The 20,435-nt window shown below is 31.9% G+C and carries 22 protein-coding genes; all 22 read right to left on the bottom strand.

Going from position 1 to position 20,435, the window contains the following annotated elements; genetic code table 11:
• Window positions 1-124: 124 nt before the first annotated feature.
• Window positions 125-271 (bottom strand): hypothetical protein, encoded by a 147-nt coding sequence (locus QO263_RS10325; RefSeq protein ID WP_285620852.1) that lies wholly within the window; start codon window positions 269-271, stop codon window positions 125-127.
• Between the two features lie 45 nt (window positions 272-316).
• Entirely contained in the window at window positions 317-457 is a 141-nt protein-coding gene (locus QO263_RS10320; RefSeq protein ID WP_285620849.1) for a hypothetical protein, read from the bottom strand.
• A gap of 2 nt (window positions 458-459) precedes the next feature.
• Window positions 460-651 (bottom strand): hypothetical protein, encoded by a 192-nt coding sequence (locus QO263_RS10315; RefSeq protein ID WP_285620844.1) that lies wholly within the window; start codon window positions 649-651, stop codon window positions 460-462.
• Between the two features lie 15 nt (window positions 652-666).
• Window positions 667-942 carry a hypothetical protein gene (locus QO263_RS10310; protein WP_285620842.1) on the bottom strand — a complete coding sequence of 92 codons (276 nt, stop codon included), beginning with the start codon at window positions 940-942 and terminating at the stop codon, window positions 667-669.
• Window positions 943-946: 4 nt separating this feature from the next.
• Window positions 947-4,054, bottom strand: coding sequence for a hypothetical protein (locus QO263_RS10305; protein ID WP_285620840.1), 3,108 nt, complete (start codon window positions 4,052-4,054; stop codon window positions 947-949).
• 81 nt (window positions 4,055-4,135) lie between these two features.
• Entirely contained in the window at window positions 4,136-4,552 is a 417-nt protein-coding gene (locus QO263_RS10300) for a putative ABC transporter permease (protein WP_285620838.1), read from the bottom strand.
• Window positions 4,539-5,096, bottom strand: a complete 558-nt coding sequence (locus QO263_RS10295) for a DUF4376 domain-containing protein (protein ID WP_285620835.1) — start codon at window positions 5,094-5,096, stop codon at window positions 4,539-4,541. The genes QO263_RS10300 and QO263_RS10295 overlap by 14 nt, the downstream gene beginning before the upstream one ends.
• A 12-nt stretch (window positions 5,097-5,108) precedes the next feature.
• Window positions 5,109-7,580 carry a phage tail family protein gene (locus QO263_RS10290; RefSeq protein ID WP_285620832.1) on the bottom strand — a complete coding sequence of 824 codons (2,472 nt, stop codon included), beginning with the start codon at window positions 7,578-7,580 and terminating at the stop codon, window positions 5,109-5,111.
• Between the two features lie 15 nt (window positions 7,581-7,595).
• Window positions 7,596-8,366: a phage tail domain-containing protein gene (locus QO263_RS10285; RefSeq protein ID WP_285620829.1), complete on the bottom strand. Its 771-nt coding sequence runs from the start codon at window positions 8,364-8,366 to the stop codon at window positions 7,596-7,598.
• 36 nt (window positions 8,367-8,402) lie between these two features.
• Window positions 8,403-11,717 (bottom strand): phage tail tape measure protein, encoded by a 3,315-nt coding sequence (locus QO263_RS10280; RefSeq protein WP_285620826.1) that lies wholly within the window; start codon window positions 11,715-11,717, stop codon window positions 8,403-8,405.
• Between the two features lie 230 nt (window positions 11,718-11,947).
• Window positions 11,948-12,289 (bottom strand): hypothetical protein, encoded by a 342-nt coding sequence (locus tag QO263_RS10275; protein ID WP_285620824.1) that lies wholly within the window; start codon window positions 12,287-12,289, stop codon window positions 11,948-11,950.
• 65 nt (window positions 12,290-12,354) lie between these two features.
• Complete coding sequence (locus tag QO263_RS10270; protein ID WP_285620821.1) at window positions 12,355-12,948, bottom strand: major tail protein; 594 nt, start codon at window positions 12,946-12,948, stop codon at window positions 12,355-12,357.
• 48 nt (window positions 12,949-12,996) lie between these two features.
• Window positions 12,997-13,350, bottom strand: coding sequence for a prohead protease (locus tag QO263_RS10265; protein WP_285620819.1), 354 nt, complete (start codon window positions 13,348-13,350; stop codon window positions 12,997-12,999).
• A 9-nt stretch (window positions 13,351-13,359) separates the two neighbouring features.
• Window positions 13,360-13,716: an HK97-gp10 family putative phage morphogenesis protein gene (locus tag QO263_RS10260; RefSeq protein ID WP_285629273.1), complete on the bottom strand. Its 357-nt coding sequence runs from the start codon at window positions 13,714-13,716 to the stop codon at window positions 13,360-13,362.
• The gene (locus QO263_RS10255; RefSeq protein ID WP_285620817.1) at window positions 13,716-14,045 is read right to left on the bottom strand and encodes a phage head closure protein; all 330 of its coding nucleotides are present in this window, start codon (window positions 14,043-14,045) and stop codon (window positions 13,716-13,718) included. Before QO263_RS10255 ends, QO263_RS10260 begins: the two co-directional genes overlap by 1 nt.
• The gene (locus QO263_RS10250; RefSeq protein WP_285620814.1) at window positions 14,035-14,340 is read right to left on the bottom strand and encodes a head-tail connector protein; all 306 of its coding nucleotides are present in this window, start codon (window positions 14,338-14,340) and stop codon (window positions 14,035-14,037) included. The genes QO263_RS10255 and QO263_RS10250 overlap by 11 nt, the downstream gene beginning before the upstream one ends.
• A gap of 83 nt (window positions 14,341-14,423) precedes the next feature.
• The gene (locus QO263_RS10245; protein ID WP_285620811.1) at window positions 14,424-15,566 is read right to left on the bottom strand and encodes a phage major capsid protein; all 1,143 of its coding nucleotides are present in this window, start codon (window positions 15,564-15,566) and stop codon (window positions 14,424-14,426) included.
• A 47-nt stretch (window positions 15,567-15,613) separates the two neighbouring features.
• Entirely contained in the window at window positions 15,614-16,201 is a 588-nt protein-coding gene (locus QO263_RS10240; RefSeq protein WP_285620810.1) for an HK97 family phage prohead protease, read from the bottom strand.
• Entirely contained in the window at window positions 16,194-17,441 is a 1,248-nt protein-coding gene (locus QO263_RS10235) for a phage portal protein (protein ID WP_285620808.1), read from the bottom strand. The genes QO263_RS10240 and QO263_RS10235 overlap by 8 nt, the downstream gene beginning before the upstream one ends.
• A gap of 195 nt (window positions 17,442-17,636) precedes the next feature.
• The gene (locus QO263_RS10230) at window positions 17,637-19,382 is read right to left on the bottom strand and encodes a terminase large subunit (RefSeq protein WP_285620806.1); all 1,746 of its coding nucleotides are present in this window, start codon (window positions 19,380-19,382) and stop codon (window positions 17,637-17,639) included.
• Window positions 19,382-19,867, bottom strand: coding sequence for a phage terminase small subunit P27 family (locus tag QO263_RS10225; protein ID WP_285620804.1), 486 nt, complete (start codon window positions 19,865-19,867; stop codon window positions 19,382-19,384). Before QO263_RS10225 ends, QO263_RS10230 begins: the two co-directional genes overlap by 1 nt.
• 123 nt (window positions 19,868-19,990) lie before the next feature.
• Entirely contained in the window at window positions 19,991-20,434 is a 444-nt protein-coding gene (locus QO263_RS10220) for an HNH endonuclease (protein ID WP_285620802.1), read from the bottom strand.
• Window position 20,435: the final 1 nt, after the last annotated feature.

Below are 20,435 nucleotides of genomic sequence, written 5' to 3'. Positions count from 1 at the left end.
TATTCTCAAAATATCCCTCAAAATGTGTAGAAATTACGTTAAATGTGCAATTTTCAACATTTTAACCCCTGCACCCATTGAAAACACTAGGGTATAAACCCAATGAAATGTGGACTTTAATAGATTACTTAGGAAACCCTATTTCATCTAATTTTGCATTAACCACTACTTGTAAGTTAAACAAATTGGGTATTTGTTCTCTTGTATAAACTCCACCTAATACCGCTGAAAACCAAATCTTTGTCAAATTACTATTCTCTGTAAATGTCATAACAAACAACCTCCTCATAATTTTAATTAATTTGAACATAAAAAATCACTCCCTATTCAAGAGTGATAAAACAACTTCTTTTAAATTAAATAACGCAGGCACATCATCAATTTTTATACCACTATTGATATCTTTTACTTTGTCTAACCACATTCTTACCAAAAAACTATTTTCAGTAAATATCATGTTTACATACCTCCTATAGATGCAAGTGCTATTGTTAGTTCCATAATAGCACCTTCCAAAGTTGCATTTTTATTCTTTAATTCAGTATTTTCAGTTTCTAGCCTTTCAAATTCTACTCTGACAGGTTCAAATATTTGAGTATGCTCTCCAAAATAGCCAAATATACCTTGTACCGTTGTTAAATCGTGTTCCATAGTAAATTCCTCCTTCTATAGATTTTTTAAAGTAAGAGTGAGCATTGCTAATGAATGCTCATCTAGTTTTTTCTTTAGTGTTTCGTTTTCTTCTTTTAATATTTCAAGCTCAGACTTAGGCTGTGATTCTATTGGCTCTAACTCTTTTCTTGCTAAATATTCTTCTTCTGTTAATATCTCTACTTCCGATTCCTCAAACCCTGCATTTATTGCATTTAATAACATTGTTTCTATAGGATTTTCAGAGCCATCTATAATTCTAGTAGTATCTTTAATAACACAATATTTCATAATATCACTCCCCATGATAATGAGCTATTATCTTTATATCTGCTGTTCCTGTTCCTCCTGCACTATCTTTAGTCCAATTGATTGTGATTGTCTTATCATTATTTATTGTTATTGTCCCTCTTGTTATATTAGAAGCATCTGTGCCATGCACTATTGCGGATGAAAAGTTATATGTTAGGTCATTGTTAAGCCGTACAAGTGCATCATTTCTATTCTGAGTTACTTTACCTATACACATTTGTTTAGTTCCATTTATGTTTGATAAAATGTCGATATATTTAGGTATATTACTAAAACCAGTTACCACTTGTGACCCCACCAATGATAATTCTCTACTAATAACTACAGTTTGAGATAAGTCTTCTTTTATAAGTTGCTTAGTTATGGATTGTAATGCTTGTAGCTTTATCTCATACTCATTTAATATTTCTGACTGCCTATCTATTGCATTAGTGTTAGAATCAATCTGCCCTGCTCGATTCTTTGGTATATCTAGCAGTTTTACAGTAGGCGATACTGTTTTACTAGTGTCTATTTCGTAAATTAGTATATATGGATTTTTAGCAAAATAAGCTTTTATATCAGCTGGTGTCGGTGTTTGTGCATCTGTCCACCCAGAATCTGTATTTGATATAGAAATTGATAAATCAATACCATTAGGGGTGGTAATATAGCTGAATGTGTCTATTTCCCATTTAGATAACCCTTTTTGGTAATATCCTAAAATTAGGGATTTATCAGGCTTATAGATTCTTATCTTAACCTCATCGTTTATCTGAGTGCTTTTTATATTGTTATTAGGGAAATTGCTATTAGGTAAATTAACTAATTTAAATCCAACTCTATTTTCCCTAAACTTCCAATCTAAACTTCCATCAAGCACCATTCTTTTTTTAGGTGTCACATATACTGTTCCCTTTTCAAAAACTGTAAGCATAGGTATATTTAATTCTTTTACTTCTGGCTGAGCTAGTTGGTAGATTAGTTTTGTACCTGCTAGTGCTGTTTGTGCTGCTTGTAAGTTTGCATAAGTACCAAGTGGTACAAATAACTCTATATTATTAACAGTCCCATAACTTCTAAATTTACCAACATTATTAACATTATCTGCTGAACCTTCTAGTAATTCACTATATCCGCTTAACAGATAATTTTTGTTTGTTGTGTTACCTTTACCATAGCTGTCATTAGGTTTGCTTATGTAGACCCTTTGAACTGTAGTTAGGTTGTCATTTGTAACTATATCGCCAGCTTGTAGTATATACTCTCTTGTATTACGAAACAATGTACCATTATCGACACTATCCCTAACACCGTTTGGTAGACTTCTTAATTCTTCGTCTATATAGGCAACGCTCTCTTGGTAAGGCTCGTATGGAGTTGATATCTCGCCTTCTTCTATTTGTACTTCTGTATGAGTACCATCGCTTGAATAATACACATACATATAATATGCGTCAGGTGGAGAAACTACTGTCTGTAAGTTATTAGATGTGAAAGGTATTTTAATACCATTAGCATTTTCAAACCTCCATACGTTTCTATTAGCTCCACTAATAGAGTAGGTTTTATTAGCTTCACATCTTATTCTTTCAGTAGTGCGTGCATTAGCAGTTGAAGTAAACTCCCCTTCATTTCCAACAGAAACAGCAATAGCTATATTTTGTTTATATTTTCCGTCAAACAAATTCTTCCCCACAGACTTCAATTTCAATGGCCCGCTTGACTGCATACCATCAATATAATATGGTATTCGTGCAGATATTTCTTCCGCTGTTAATCCACTTAAGTAAGGGTGTTGGTCTAAGTCTATCGCAACAACACCATCATTACCACCAAGCATTTCCATTACTTTACCCTCTGATAAAGCTGCACTATGATAAGTAGCTTGTGCGTATACTCTAACTTTGTTACCTTCTGTTTGGCCAGTAGATAGAGTAAATATTGCATAATAATCTTTAAATTTAGTTGTATCTAAATCAGTAATTGATACAGCTTGAATTACTCCTGCATTTATCATTAAGTCTACTCTTAATTGGTCAGCATTTGGTTTAAGTCTAAATCTAACAAATATCTTTTTACCATAAACAGCAGATATAGTGGATAGCCTACTTGCACTTGGATATTGCCCACTACCATTTCCAGTAATACTCATTATGTTATTAGAAATAGATAAAGAAGCAGATATAGAATGCCAAACAGATATACCATCAGATAAGTCACCTTTAATAGAATTAACTATTGTATTACCGTATAGCTCTACATTGGTATTGCCGAGAACAGCCTCATTGGATAGTGGTATTAGGCTTGCTGTTGCTTCAATGTTTGGCGCATATTCGGGTTGCTTGTAATCATCTTCTAAAATGCCGATTTTATCGGAATTGCCTTTTACTGTTTCAGTAGTACGACCAATACCTGCTAAATCTATTATATTATTGTTTATTGTATCTATATCTCCATTAATAATAGCTTGTTCAAGTTCATTTTTAACTATTATTCCTTGGGAAATATCATTATCCAAATCAGTTTTTAGTTGTGAACCTGTTAATATATTACTATCTAGCTCTGCATTTAAATTAGTTCCTGTAGTTATACTACCATCCAATGCTTGTTTTTTAATTTCAGCGTCATTTATTGCTTTTACAATTCCACCATAAGCAGTTAAAGCGTCTGTCCCATCTTCAATTATACTCGCCAATGTTTCAGCGACATCTCCCTCAACTTTGGTAAAAATCCTGCTTACATGTGTAAGGATTACCCCTCTACCGTAGTATTTTTTTATATTCAACGTTTGACCATTTAAGCTAGGATGTGTTACTATGTACCCGTAAGTATAGTCAACTTTAAATTGATTTTCTTGTGTTATTTCTTCTTTTATATCTATTTCTACAAAAGTTTCATCAATAAAAACTCTATATTGTATATCTGGTAATTGACTTAGTACGAGTATATTTCCTATAACTTGTCTTTGTTCATTCAATATTTCTACAGAAACTTTGTTGCCATTGTCGTCTATGTTCCATTGAATAAAAAACGGGTCTTTATAATTTATCATGCTCATTTCTTTAATCACCTCATTTTTATGTAAAATAAAAGAGAGATGATTTTTCACCTCTCTAAATCTCCGTTTTACTTCGTTTTTCTCGTGTTTGCTAGTTCATAATTACATTGAAATAACTGTTTCAATAGGTTGTTAAATTATCTTATAATGTGGTTTTTCTTCTTTAAATAAAAAATAACGTAACCAATCATCTAATATAATCCCTATTGCTGATAAAAAGAACCAAAACACACTATATAATAAACAAATTTGTCCCATTAAATTAAATCTAAGACTACTATAATCCCAAACATTCCAACCTAGTTTTATATTTACTATATATCCTGTAATAAATTCTAAAGTAGTAATTATAATTGTTGCAATAAACTGCTGTTTCCATAATTTCATTTTCCAACTAAAATGTTCATTAATTAATCCTATTAAAACAAAACACAGTCCACCTAATAAAAGCATTGACCAGTGGGAATATCCTCTATAAATTAATTCTAAATTATAATATAATATTGACCCAATTAAAAATAGTATTAGATGCTTTTTAAACTGTTGCATAGTCTATCACAACACTTTCTAATTCTTCTCTAGTAGTACAGTTTCTTATTTGCACTTCAATTGCTTGTTGATAAGTTACTAATGGTTCAACATATTCAGATATCGCTAATGCTAAAGCAGTAATATCTTCTAAAGTCCATATGGTACATTCTTCACCTGTGGAATTCCACTTTAATTCTGCTGGAATCCCTAACTGAATTTTCATTTGATAGACCGTTATAGCATTATTAAGAAGATTTTGCTTTTCTTGAGTTACACTATAATATTTACCATCTGTAAATAAAAGCGGATTGCTTTGTAAATATTCTGCAAGTAGATTTTTACTTTTTATGATTAAATTATTTTTTTCTAAAATAAATGATTCTTGGTTTTGAGTATCTATAATGTGTTGAATGTCGAAAATATTGTCCATTACATTATAGGGTATTTTTATTAAATTGTACTGTTCTTCTGTAACTTCTATAAAATTGTCTGAACATATTGAATCATTGCTCTCTAATTTACCAATTAATTTACTGTCTTTTTTTTCAACATAATAATACATAAATATCACCTCTTAGGTTATCGCATATACATAATAACTAACTGTTACAGGCGTCCATCTCTCATACATATATTTACCACGATACATAGCATATTCACCACGTCTAGCTCTTATTTGGAATTTACCATTAATGTAGTCATAATCTAAAATACCTAAATCTGTAACTAGATAATGAGACCACACTGTGGAATAAGAACCTCCTGTTTCAGCAGTCCAAAACTCTCCTAAACTTAACAAAGAAGGTATAACTATAAATTGTCTATTTTTAAAATCAGGATTAGGTATTTCAATCCAATCCACACCTACACCTAAATCATCAAGTTCCTGTTGTGTTTTTCTTATTATTGGATTAGCTTCATCTCCATCTTGGTTGTATGAGCCTGTTGTTAATGCATTCCCTGCATAATTTAGATTTATATAATTATATGTGTTACCATTGCTAGTAATTTTCCTTTTAAAACCATCTTCGTCAATTATAGTTTCACTATTATCGTTATGAGAATATTTAGCTCCATATTTCCCAGCCTCATATTCACCCATTAAAACACGAGTTTTATCTTGATTATCTTTGATAGTTAGTAGGTTTCCGAGTATTTCTAGGATTCCGTTGTCACCTAGGATTTTTAGGTTTGAGCCAAGGATAATGTCACCGATTAAATAAGGTGCTAGGATTCCAAAAGGTGAAATTGCTACCTTAACTGTATTAAATCCATCTGTAGTCAACACTATTTGATTGTTCGCAATTCTTATTTGTTCGGGATCAATTGTACCATCGGGGTTTTCTTTGAAAAACCATCCACCTCGTTCGTCAAACATAGGATGTTGTCCACTGGCTTTAACTATTTGTTGTTTGCTTATGTCTAGTTTACTATTCATATATTGTTTAATGGCTAAATTAGCCTTTGAACCTTCGTCCCACTTTATTCTATTATGAATTAATTGCGTACTAGTAGTTTTCACTTCGCCAAGTAAATCTCTTAAGTATATACTAGAATCATCAATAGAATTTTTATTACTGAAACTTAAACTTAAGGTATTATCTTCAATGTTATGTGAATAACTGACTAATCTTACTTCTACATCGAAACCCATTTCGCTATGATGAATATTAATTTTATCTCCTAATCTTAGTTTTTTCCATAGATGCTGATACTCTACAATTCTAAGAAAATCTTCAACTTCTATATCAAAATTAATAACGGGTCTACTAATTTTGTTAAGTATTTTAATACCTTGTTCTAATAATTCTTCTATATTATCTATCGTGTAGTTTAGACTAGTATAGGTTTCTTCTTTAATGAAAGTATCTAATTCCTTAGCCTGCTTTTCTGTAAAATAATTAGCTGAATCTATCTCTTCTCTCATATTTTTAATGCTTGCATTTATGCCATCAATCTGATTATTCAAATTATTAATTTCTGAAATCTTAGCATCAATTTCAACTTGTTTTTCAAATTGCTGCTGGAGATATTGTGAATATTCTGGCTTTCCTATATTAGCATCTATATTAGTATTAATAGCCTTTAATTCTATATTTAGTTGTACTAGCTCATTATATTTATTATCTGTCTGGGCTTTTAAGGCTTCTATTTGACTTAAATATTCCTCAAATTCACTTTGTTTTGACTCAATTAATATTTCATAATTATTTAATGCATCTATCAGCTCTTGACTCATATAGTTAGTGTTTTTATAAAAGCTAATATCTTCTATGTATGGCATGCCAGTTATATTAATATCTTCTATAGAAATATTATTTTCTCCAAATAAATACAGCCTTGTTTTTATTTCATCAGATTTAGTTTTTTCTTTTAGAGTTTCTATGAAATTCTTATCACTAATATATAAGCCTTGGTTATTTCCTAATTCTGAAACCTCATATATATTAATAATCTTGTTTATAGTATCAAATTTAAACAGACATTCAAATGATTTTTGTGTCTCTTGTAGCACTTGCAATAAATTAAAGTTCTCAAATATAAAAGACCTATACTTATTTAATAAATTAGGATTTACATATCCAACTCTCCACGAGCATATTTTTTCTATGTAATTCATAATTCCTATTTCAAGTCCGTTTTCATCCTTTTCATTTAATAAGCTATATAACTTTCTTGATTCGGCGCTATAATTTATTATTTTTTTATCTGATAGTTCATATTCTCTACTATAACAATGCACTGCTTTATATATTTCACCATCATCTATTTTTTCAACATAATCTATATAAAAAAACTGTCCATCGTTTAAAAGAATTAAATGGTCTCCAGAAACCAAGTCGAATATTTCGTTTTTTATTTTATCACCATCACTTGTTGTTCTATAAAGCGGAATATTAAAGGTTAGCTCATCTATATTAGCAAAGAAAGGTGTATATATTATATCAGTAATATTTGATAATTCTTGCAATGGCTCTTCATTTAATTTACACAGAGTTAGCTTATAATCGGGCAACTCTAAATTAGGATTTATATCTATAAGCAATTAATAACCTCCCTTCTACTGTGCTATTGGAAACCGTTGTTTAAATTTTAAATCGCATTGACCTGTAATTTCTAAGTAATTAACACCCTGAACTAATGCAAGCCAATTCCTGTTAAATTTAGAGAATGGGTTGCTCATTGGATTGTCACTTAATACAATCTTTTCTTCATTGTCTACTCCTACTGTCTCATTAGGGTTTAAATTCTCAAAAGAAAAAACCTTCCCACCATTGGAAAGGTTCCTAATAGAAAAATTAGTTGTATTATTTTTTAAACTAAATTGAAGTTTAGGATAAAAGTATTTCACAACATTGCTTTTGTTTTCAACTTCTATTATTTTTGTTGATACATTATCACTTAAATCAAATTCGCTTATATAAATAGGTGACCAAGCAAATTGAGAATTTGTCCTAAAAGTTAGCTCAAAATATCCTCTATTGTGAATCAAATTTAAATCACTAGAACTATTGCAAATAGCATAAAAATATTTTCCTAAGTCATCACATGTCTGAAACTCTTTATATGTATCGTGTAATAACCACCTTGCTATTTCGTTTCGTTTTTGTGTAGTCCATTGATTTTTTAACAGAGAAAATTTAACATTAAATTCTATTGGATAACGATTTATTCCTATTAGATTAGTGGTTATCTTTCTTCTAGAATTTCTTTCTATAACGCTTTGACTACCCCAATACGGGGTTAACGATCTACCTGGTTCAAGTTCAATTATATATAAACCCATATCAGATGATTTAATACCATCAAATATAAAATAAGGGCTTTCCATTGTATTTACACCTCCTTGCAAAATAGTCAGAAGGTTTTACACTATCCCTCTGACTATTCCCATTTTATTCATCTCTCTTACTATTTTGTCAGTTATTTTTTGAATGTCTCCATCATTTCTGACTTGTAAATTATCTACATGTAATATAGGTGCATTTTGTACATAGCCACCCATATTATTTTTATCAAACATTTTGCCTACAACTTCTTCAGCTGCTTTAATCACCATATCTTCACTTGCTTCATGATTATATATTCTAGTACCACGTGGAAGATCATAGACTTCATATCCCTTTTCGTGCAGTGTTGTTAATCCACCCTGAAAACTATTTGTACCTGTCCAATTTGCTGAAACCGCAGGTTTACCTCCTACTGATGCGTAACTTGTTACAACTGTACTGTACGTTTTTTGCTGAGTTTCAAAAGTTTTTGTCTCTGGTTTCCAATCACCCCACCATCTTTTTAACTTATCCCACCAAGTTAAAATTTTACCTGTGGTTGTTTCTACTTGTTCATCCAAATCTTTATTCATTCGTCTCATTTTATCTAAAGCTTCAAGTCTAGTTTCTTCTGCTCTTTGAACTATTCCATCTCTTTGTCTTCCAGCATCTTCAATTAGAGCATCGGCTTGCTCAGTACTAATTACCTTTGCCTCATCTCGCATTTTTATTATTGTGGCAATTCTTTTTTCATATTCCTCATTTGCTACTGCCACTGCCTTATCTCTACTTTCGTTAAGTTTAAGGATATGCTCTGCTGTCTGCTCAGCGGTTATTCTAGTATCGTAATCTTTCATTCTTTGCAATATTATTTGTGCTTCGATTTCATTTTCTGATAGTATTTTAACTGCTTCCTCTTTCATCTTTTGTTGCAGTCCATTAATTGACATTACTTCTGTTTCAGTTAATTTCCTTCTTTCGTTTGATGCTATCTCAATTATTCTCTTAATTTCATCTTCATAGCCTTGTACAGTTTTTTGTTTATCAGAATAATATTTTTCTGTATTTGCTAATATATCAGACTCTTCTCTTTCTGATAGTGCCTTACTTTCATTAAAAAACTCTTGAAGATCATTTATATTTTCTATTCTTTTTTGCTCTGTGGTGCTATTAATTGTGGCACCCATTTCTTCATATTTTCCGATTAATTCGTTTTTCATTTGTTCTGTTATTTCTGTTGAGTGTATATATATACTATCTATGCTTTTTTTTGCAGATTCGTCTAATTCAAGATACGCTCCTACTGCTGTTTTTGTAGATTCAGAAATTGTAGTTACAGTCGTTTCATATCCTGAACTCATTCTACTATAACTTCCATCAATAGATGTAGCTGCATACTCTACTTTATCGGCAAATAAATCAATAGCTGGAATTGCTTCCTCTGTCATGCCTTTGTAAATTGTATATCCTACTCCTGCAACCGCTGCTCCAGCTAAAAGAAATGGTGCTGCTGCTACTACTGCCCCTCCTAGTCCTGCGGCTAAACCTCCTAAACCTGCTGTCCCACCTGCTACACTTGCCACTGTTCCTACTCCTGCTGTAGCAACTTTTGTGGCACCTAAAACTTTAGTAAGCTTAGAAAGTCCTCCTGCTATATTGCCTACCGTGCTTATTGCACCACCACCGACTTTTAGAACTCCACCTATCGCGACTGCAAATCCTACCATTTTAGCAGTGCTTTCTAAAGTTTCGGAATCAACATTACCTAACCAATCTGCAAATTCTCCAAGTTTATCTACACCTTTTTCTAAATAAGGAATTAATACATCGCCTAACTTTATTCCTACATCAACAAATTGATTTTTCAATATTTTTAACTTACTTTCTGTAGTTTCATATCTTTGGGCTGCTTCATTTGATAATGCAATATTTTCGTCCCAGGCTTTAGTACCTGTTTTAATTGCTTCGCTAAATACATCACTAGCTCCTGAAGCTCTTAATAATGCGTCTCTTAGTCTGACTTCTGTTATACCCATATCGTCCAAAATTTTGATAGTAGATGTTCCTTGTTTTTCTGCATCAGACAACCCTTTAATAAAGGCTATTATTGCCCCCGCTGAATCTTCTTTAAATGCCTGTTTAAATTGTGTAGCACTCATTCCAGCAACATTAGCAAAGTCTTGTAGTTTTTCACTATTTGTTTCAACTGCAAGTTGCATCTCTATCATAACTTTAGAGAATGCCGAGCCTCCAGCTTGTGCTTCTATACCTACTGAACTTAAAGCACCAGCAAATGACATTATCTGAGCTTCTGTTAATCCTACTTGTGCACCTGCACCTGCTAAACCCATGCCCATAGCAACAATTTCACTTTCCGTTGTAGCCATAGAGTTTCCAAGTGCAACAATTGTACTTCCCAATTTATCAAAATCGCCCTGGCTCATCTGTGTAATGTTAGCAAATCTAGCTAAAGATGTTGCTGCTTCGTCGGCACTTAAATTAGTAGCTTCACCTAGATCTATCATTACTCTAGTGAATCCTAAAATATTATTAGTTTGAATACCTAATTGTCCTGCTGCTTCTGCAACTCCCGCTATAGCTGTAGCACTAGAAGGTATTTCTTTTGCCATATTCCTTATTCCATCGCTTAATCTTGAAAGCTGTTCATCTGTCGCATCAACTGTCTTTTTAACCCCTGCAAAAGCGCTCTCAAAATCAATTCCAAACTTTAAGCTTGCTGCTCCCAATCCGACAAGAGGAGCTGTAGCTTTTAGAATCGTATTCCCTGCTTTATTCATTCCTTCGCCAACACTCTTTAGGCTTTCTGAATTCTTTTTTAGTGTATCGCTAGCCTGTAGCCATTTATTATTAGACTTATCTAACTCTTGATTAATTTTATTCAATTCACCTTGAGTTTTAACCATTTGCGTATTAGCTTTATTCATATTAGTCTCGTAATTTTGAATCTGTCTAGTATTCGACTCTATAGCTTTTTCTTTATTCTTATACTCTTTTTCAAGCTTAGATACTTCCTCTTTTGCTTTCTGTGCCTGTTCTGATTCTTTACCATAGAGTTTTACTGCTTCATCATATGCCTTATTAGAGCTGTCTAAACTTACTTTTAATCTATCTCTTTCTTTTATGTTATCCTGCATTTTAGAAGTAGTTTTTTCAATGCTATTCTTATACAAATCTACTTTCTTAGAATGTAATTCTACTTGCTTTGCTAAACCATCTTGTACAGACTTTAATTTTTCTGAATCCTTTCCAAAAACGCCTATTTGAGTAGAAGTGTTTTTAAACTCACTCTGAGCAAGTTTTAACTGTCTATTTACATCACCGACACTTTTATTCAATCCAGTAGTATCAGCTACAAATTTGGCGGTTATCCGTTTTTCTACATCATTTGCCATCTATTCACCCCCTTACAGGAACGGTACTTCATCTATATACACCCTTTGTTTTTGTGTAATCTCTTCACCTTTGAATTTCCAACCATTAAACCTAACGTGTATCTTCCAGAGAGCGTCAATCATCCTTGGTGTACTTCTCCAAAATTCTTCTTCGCTCTTGTTTAGATGTACTGTTGAAATATAATAAAACCAGTCAAAATCTAAGAATGACTTAGGTTCCGACTGGTTCTCTAGTTTTTTTCTTCATTACCTTCTTCTATTTTATCTTCATTTTTTACAAGTAATCCCTCTGCTAATGTAAACATAATATCATCTATTAGTCTCATAGTTTCAAAATCAAAAGACAATTTGCTTGCTAGCTCTTCTTCTGTCCATTCTTTCTCTATACATGCACAAGATAGTATTTTAACTACACAATCATAACTATTCTTTCCTTGCAAAAATAAGTTAAATATCTCCATTCCATTTTCATATTTGTTGTTGAACTTAAGTAAAGCTCTAAAATCCAATCTAAATGTATATACCTTTTTACTTATTTTAATTTTGAATTCTTTAACCTCTATATTTACCATCTATACATTCCTCCTAGTATTTAATAATTTAATGTAAAAAAAGAAAGGATAGAAATCAATCTATCCTATGGTATAACTACTTTTTCGGTTGGCATAATTACGCTTTCAAAGAAAGTTGTATCCAAATCTACAGGAGTGTCAGTACTGTCGCTATCGACTTTATAACTCCACATACCATTAAACTTCAATGGTGCAAAAGTGGCATTTAATGTCTTGGTTTGAAAACTTGTGTTTCCTTCTTTACCTTTTGCCCCTTCTTCCCCGATCCTAAATTTTCCTCTATAAAGCACTGTATATCTTGTAGCACCTTTACTTTTATTTGCCTTAAATAATAGAGCGACTTCTGGCGCAATATCATCTTCACTTCTTATTATTCCACCTTCAGTTGCTAATTTGTGACCTAATAATAAAGCCTCATCTTCGTCTGTTAAATCTGTTATATTAACAGTAACTTCTATATCTTCTAATGTTGTTTCACTATCCCATACTTTGTTTTCTGCATAAAAGTTTTCTGTATTTGCCTTGGGATTTATCCCTATTTCTTTAACTCCTGCTAAATATTTAGGAATATCATATTCAGCTCCTGTATTATCATCCTTTGTAATCTTTGCAACATATAGTTTTTCCAATCCCACTACTGGCATAATTTTTTGTGCCATAATTATCATCCTACCTTTCAAATTTTAATTTTTAAATAAAAAAATTCTCTATTTAGATAAATTAATAGAGAACCTCATCGCTTTGTGATATAGCCCTGTATCATTTTCATACAAATCTGCTGCCATACCTCTATAAAATCCTGCTTGTTTCATTTTGTCTTTAATTATTTGTTCTAATTGCGAATAACTACCTTTGCTAAATATATCTACTTGCACGTTAAATGCAGTTATTACTTCTTCATTTTCTTCAAAGAAACTCCCGTATTCATCTATAATTTGATAGCAAACATATGTCGGCTTTGCTTCTTCTCCACCTGTAAGAAAATAAACCTTTTTATCTTCAGTCAAATTTAATATTTCTTCATTTGTTAAGATGTTTCTCACGTATTCTCTTATATTCATGGTTTGCACCTACTTTACATTTAACAATTCATCTTCCAAAATCTTAAATGCTTCATCTTGCTTATTTCTTATACTTCTATCAAAGAATCCCACATGTTTTTTGCTCTTGCTTGTTCCAAACTCCGTAAAAACAGAATACCAAGTACCAAGCTTTACTATTCCAATAGTTGCGTGTAACTCTCTTTTTACTTGTCTTTTGACATTTCTTTTTGTCTTACCAGTATCTTCAGGTGTGTTAGATTCTACTTCTTGTCCTACCATTTCAACTACTTTTTTCATAGCTTTTTTTTCATCTGATTCCGATATTGCTATATCGTCTATAAATTCTATGAACTCATCGAATCCATCCAGTTCTATTCCAGCCATCACTCTATCACCTCTGCTATAATTTCTAGATATGTATTATCAAAATTATAGTTATTGGCATATACGATATTATAGAGTCTATCTTGAAATCGAATTTTTTTAGTTGTATCAATTATTATATCTTTTCTATATCGTATTAAAAATCTAGTTACAACTTTAGAGTAATCTGCATTAGCTTTAAAAATCTCTGTCCCTGATTTGTTACTTACGCTAGCCCAGCAAGACAAGATTTCTTTTTCCTCGTTGATTGGGAAGCCCTCGTCGTCATCACCCTTGATGATTTCTACTATAGATATGCGCTTGTCTAATTCTCCAACTTTAACCTTCAATGCTATCACTTCCATATTGCAATTGTAGTAGTAATGACTGTATAGACAAACGTACTCTATCGCTTAACTTCCCATCTTGAATTAGCTCTCTGTTTTCGTACCAATCATTTATCAAAACTAAAGCTAATAATTTTGCTTTTCTCATTTGTCTCTCGCTTGTATAATCAAAGTTATCAACTGCATCTAGTATGTAAGTTTCTGCATTGTCAATTAACAACTGTATTAATTCATCTTCTAACCTATAGTCTTGATCTATCCTTAGAAAATCCTTAGCCGTTTTTAAATCTAATATCATAGCTCCACCTACTTTCTTAAATAAAAATAAAAAAGGACATAAAAAAAGAACATATTCTTATGCCCTAGTATTTTTTTTATTTATTAAGCTGCAATTGTTAAAGAAACTTTAACTGCAAACTTTTGTACATCAGTATCAGTATTATCAGCTATTGGTTTTACGTCAAATCTTTCAATCATTCTTACTGCTGTCTGATTGTATGTAAACAATGCTTCTTTACTTACTCCTAATTCATAGCCTTTTCTATCAAAGAATTTAATTACTTTTCTTGCATCTACTATATAAAATATTGCCTTTCCAACTTCATCTGCTAAGATTTCAGGATCCACCTCAATAACTTCTAATCCTTTAAACATTAATCTCTCTGAACCTTCTGCATATGAAGATTTTAATAAAGGCTTGCCATTCTTGTCTTCTAATTCATCTAAGTAAGAGAAGCCAGTACTATTTGTTATAATAATCGCTCTTTTCTTAGCGTTAGGAGATAAACCATTAATTGCTTTTACTAGTGCTTTATAATCTGCGCCTGTTTTTTCTACACATACAGTTTTTACAGCATTTACTATCTTTTCGTTTTCTGTATTTACTGCACATTCAACAAAATCTTCGTTAAGAACGTCCATAAAGTTTGTTGTAGTATCTTCTAAAACTTGATTTTGAACAGGAACAATTTTACCATAATCTGAGACAGCATACTCAACTGGTAATAAAGTAACCATGTCTTTAACTAGTTCTTGGTCTTGTACTAAATCAGCTAGTTTTTTAGTAACCATACCTTTGGAAAGTGGTGCCTTACCTGTATTAGTTGAAACTGGTATTACATGTACGTAGTTCTTTAATTGTACATAGCCTTTTCTTAGGGTCTCTATTTCGTTTACAAAGCCCTGTGGTAATATAGCAGCGCCATTGACAGTTGTTACCGCTGTTCTTTCTTCTTCTGTTAGTTCCTCTCTTAACAATACCTTTCTTAGCGCTCTTAACTCTAACTCTTTCTTATCTGTTCTTTTTTCCATCTTATTATCATCCTCTCTTTTTTCCATTTTGTTGTCTATTTCTCTTTCTTCTTGCTCATCGATTTCTTTTTGCAGTTCAATTTTCTTCTGCATACTTCTTACCTCGACCATTTTAGTTTCAGCTTCTTCTACTTTATTATCTTCTAATAAAGTTCTTACCTCAGTCTTCATTTCTTCAACTTTTTGCAATAATTCTCTTAATTCTTTAGTCATATCAAAACCATCCTTTCAATATTTGTTTTATTAAAATAAAAAAGAACTTAGAATAAATCTAGCTCTAACATCATTTTTCTTTTATTAAGTTCATTTTTATTCTGCTGTTCAATACTAGTTTTAAATTCTTCAAAACTTCTACAACTTACTTGACTATCTCCATACGCAGGAAATGGAGTTGGACTTATTTCAAATAAATCAACATTTAATAAAGTTCTTTGATACAAGTCTTCATCTTTTAGATATTCCCAGTTATCTTCTATAACAAAGAAGCCAAAAGATACACCATCAACATCGCCACGCCTAACAGATTCCCAAGCATCTCTTCCCCAGTTTGTGTTAGGTAAATCTAGTTCAAATCTTAGACCAAAGTCATCTTCTAGTAATCTTAAAGTAGAATTTTTGGTGCTACCTAAAACTAAGTTGCTATCATGATTCCAAAGCGCTTTTATAACATTATTTTTTAATGACTCTCTAAAAGCTCCTTTTGCAACTACCTCTACAAAATCCCACATCACCTTACTTCTTTTGTTAAATTGTACCACATAACCAGAAATAGTCATCTTATCATCTTCTGTTTTTCTAGTTTCTAATTTTTCTATAGATAGATATCTTAACTCTTTTTCTCTATTCATTAGTACTCTCACCTCCTTTGCTGTATTGTTTTCCTGCTAATTTAACTGGAATCATATTTCCGTTACAAATTAGCGTGTCGCCTTCTTCTGTAGAAGGTAAGTTTTCTAAATCTCTAACTTCATTGATTTTTAAGAAGCCCGATTGTATGCCTATTCTATAAGCTTCATATCTGGTCTTGATGTCTGATCTTAAAATACTATCTACATTAAATCTGAAGAAATACCCTTCTTCTAATTCTTGTTGTAAAAGTAGTTTATAATTTAGTTCTTGCTCGTACATTGTCAGTATCGCTTGTAAGGTATCAATGTAAAATTCTTTTTGCTGTTCGGATATATTACTATAAGTAGCTCTAGACAAATCGTTAACTTGGTGCATTTTAATACCAAATGCGCTCGTTATTTGTTGAATAGTAGCCGAAGAAATTTCATTAAATTGAGCATCAGTCATACTAGTGTTTAAAGTTGTAAAGCTAAATCCCAAAGGTACAGGCAATATTCTACCAGCATTAGTAACGCCATTTGCCATATTCTCGAATCTTTCCTGCATTTTTTTCATATTATCAGGAGATATATCTCCCGTGTATTGTAATAACCCTCTAGCAAATAGACCATTTTTAAAGTAGTTATTTACAAATTTCTGTCCAGCTTGTGCATTTTCTATTATTGTAGCTAGATACTCTCTAACACTTAATCCTGTAATTCCATCTGCTGTTAGTCCTTTAAAATGCAGCACTTCTGAATGTTTAAATTTATGCTCTTTTTCTTTCTTATCTTTGTATACATACCACAGAGCATTGTCTTTACTAATAATTCCTGCATCATCAACCCATATTTTTACATCATTCATATTCAAAGGATATAAACCTTTAATTTTTCCTGCGTCTCTTCCTCTTTTTACAAAATCTATATATACTACAGAATGTCCGTGATGTAGACGCTGAAATTCTACTGCCTTCCAAAAATCGCTACTCGACATATACGGATTAGGTCTTAACTTTAAAAGTCTATAAAGACTATGATCTGTTGCCTTTTCTATGCCATTATTCTTTTCTTTATATAATTTAAGTCCTAATTTGCTAACAGAATCTGTCAAAATTCTCATACACGTAAAATATGTAGTTTCATTTAATTTGTCATTACTAATGTTGTTTACATCTATTCCTAGCAATTTTAGAAATTCTGCTGTGTCTGCACTAGTCACTACATTACTTCTTCTTTCTGCTGCTTGTCTAAATATCAACTATAATCACCTCCTCTTCTTGGGTGGATATTTAGAAAAATATAACCCTAGCGTTAATAAAGTCATTCCTAGCACATATATTCCTGCGATTTTGGACAATAAAAAAGTAGCTATATTTATAAACAATAAGCCACAAAAAATTAAAAAATCTTCTATATATAGTAGAAGAAATTGTTTTAGTTTATTCAATTTTTATCACCATCCCCATTTTTCTAGGTTCTCATCTGTGATGTAGTTATTTATATCTTCTGTAAATTCATGATAATATGCTAGTTTATAAGCACATAACATCGCATCTACAGGGTCGATACGTTTGGTTGTTGCATCTTTATCAATTTTAATTAATCCATTATTTGTCTTAATCACTGTATTAGCCATAGCATAATTGAGTAAGGGATTGTATGTATATAAAACATTACCACTATACACTTGTTCTCTATATCCTGCTGTAGATTCGTTTAAACTTCTATGTGACTGATATACTTCTACAACGTTATATCCCATGTTGCTCGCATCCATCATCATTTTACTTGCATTTGCGGGGTCAAAACATAAAGTATGTATTTTCCAATCATTTTCTTTACAAATTTTCTCTACATAATCGAGTACTTGTTGCTGATCTACAATATCTGTATTAGTTACACTTAAAAACTCCATTCTCTCCCACGCGTCGTAAGGTTGTTTATCTTTATTGATTCTTTCCTGTAATTTTTGACGATTCGGTATAAAAGAATGGCTAAAACAGATATACTTGGGTGTTCCCTTATCCATAACTGGAATAATGAAAGCTACTGAAGTTAAGTCTATTTTTGCAGACATATCAAATCCAACATATACGTCCCTACCACTTAAATTATACGGTATTTCTTTAACCTCACAAGCCTTCCATCTTCCCATATCCATGTAGCCGTTTTGCTTAGCTTGTACCCATACATTTAAACATTTCGTCATAAATTTCGGCATTTTTTCGGGTATTTCTTTAGCAATCTCATACTCTTCTTTTAGTTTCTCTACACCCGCTTTATAAGTCATCCTAACAGGATTAGCCTTCCACCAATTTCTAACGTTGTGAATGTCGTCGTCTTTATCTAACTCTAATATATCAACAAAATACGTGTCGTTTTCAACATCAACACTAGGGTTAAGAATTTGACTACAATAAGTATACTCTTGGGTATAGCAGGGATAGGTAAGGTCTTCGCCTGCTGTAGTTATAATCATTAGTAATGGTTCCTTAGTTGCTTGTCCGTAGCTTGCCATCGTGTAGAAATCATCGGTTGGGTGTTGGTGATACTCGTCTAAAACAAAAAGAGCCATATTTCCACCATCATTTTTCTGTCCATCTTCTTTCGATAGGGGTGTCATGGTACTTCCAGTTTTAATATGTTGTATATAGTCCCTATTGCATTTAAATTTAGTAGACAAAGGACTTCCATTCAGCATTAGTTTAGCTTCTTCAAAAACAACTTTACTTTGTTTTCTTTTTATACCTGCGCAACATACTTCGTAAACCTCATTATTTCTAGTACTTCCGACTGCCAATTCGTATAGTGCAATACCACTTTCAATTTGTGATTTTGCATTTTTCCTACCGACTTGTATAAATGATTTTTTAAATCTACGTCTCTTATTATCTTTTTTTCTCCACCCATAAATTTGGCATACAAAGAATTTTTCCCAAAGAGTTAAATGAATTGGTTGTCCTGCTAATTCACCTTTACTATGTCTTAAATACGTAAACCAATTGACTACTTTCTCTGCTTCGTCTTCATCCCAATAATATATATATTCTTCATCTGTTTTATATTTATCAACATCATTTAAAAATCTTTGGCAACTCCATTTGTGCTTTTCACACGAAATATAGTCTTCATATTCAGAAACAAATTTATCTTCTAAACAATAATTCGCATAAAGTACAAGCTCATCTAATATAGTCATTAAATATCACCAAATTCCTCAGTAATACTTTTTTTTGTTTCAGTTAGTTTTATAGTTGCCAATTTTAAACGAGAATCAATACTTAAACCTAGAAGACTACTATATTTTCTCATCTCATCAGAATATTTCATTTGTATTTTTATTAAGGGGTTCTCTATTGTATTAGTTGCTCCAGCTTTATTTGTATATTCTATAGTTAGTGCCTGTCCCTTTAATTTTTTTGTTGCTTCTAAATAACTAGAGTAAGCGTTACAATAAGCACCCAAATTATTCAAATCTAAATTGCTTATTACGCTTAATACTTTGAATTGCTCTACTAGTCTTATCCACTCTTTTTTTGCAATAGAATCTCTTAACCATCTTGGAGGATTATTTAATTGTTCTGCTCCTGTTTGCATAATTTGTTCTTGTAGTTGTTTTTCTGCTTGCTGTTTTTTGGTTAAATTTCCTTCTTGCATACTCAAAATTTTTCTTGGTTTACCCATTGTAAATCACCTCTCTTTCTTCTTCATAATTGGTATCCCCTAATTACCAGTATTTAGAATTCTGCGTTTTGAAAGCTGGGGCTTGCGATTTTTAAGAGTCGTTAAAAACATTATTAATAGCCCCTACCCCTTGGAATTACTAGAGTTCATCTCTATTAATCTTCTTAGCAACTCCTGCATCTCTCTTTTACTCTCTTCACTCTTGTTGTATACGTCATGTACATACTGATGACAACTTTCGCATAAGCAAATCAAGTTTTCAAAATCTAATCTCTTATCCCAATTCTCTTTTAATTCCTCAATGTGGTGAACTGTGTAGTAACTTCTTATTAACTTCCGATACAAGCATAATAAACACAATCCGTTATCTCTACTAATTACCACCTGCCTAGTAACCTTCCAAGGCTTGCTATTATAAAACTTCTGCTCATCGACATCTGTTCTTCGTAGCCTATAATCCTTGTGCCTTTTCTTGTTCTGTGCATCTACTTTCTTGCTGCACTCATCGCAATCTTTTTGATTATAATCTATTAGCTTCCCACATCTACATAATTTTTTAAGTGCCATA

Source organism: Proteiniborus sp. MB09-C3 (genome assembly GCF_030263895.1).
Taxonomy (GTDB): domain Bacteria; phylum Bacillota; class Clostridia; order Tissierellales; family Proteiniboraceae; genus Proteiniborus.
Note: the sequence above shows the minus strand (reverse complement) of the source record. Positions and strands in the feature narration are given on the sequence as shown.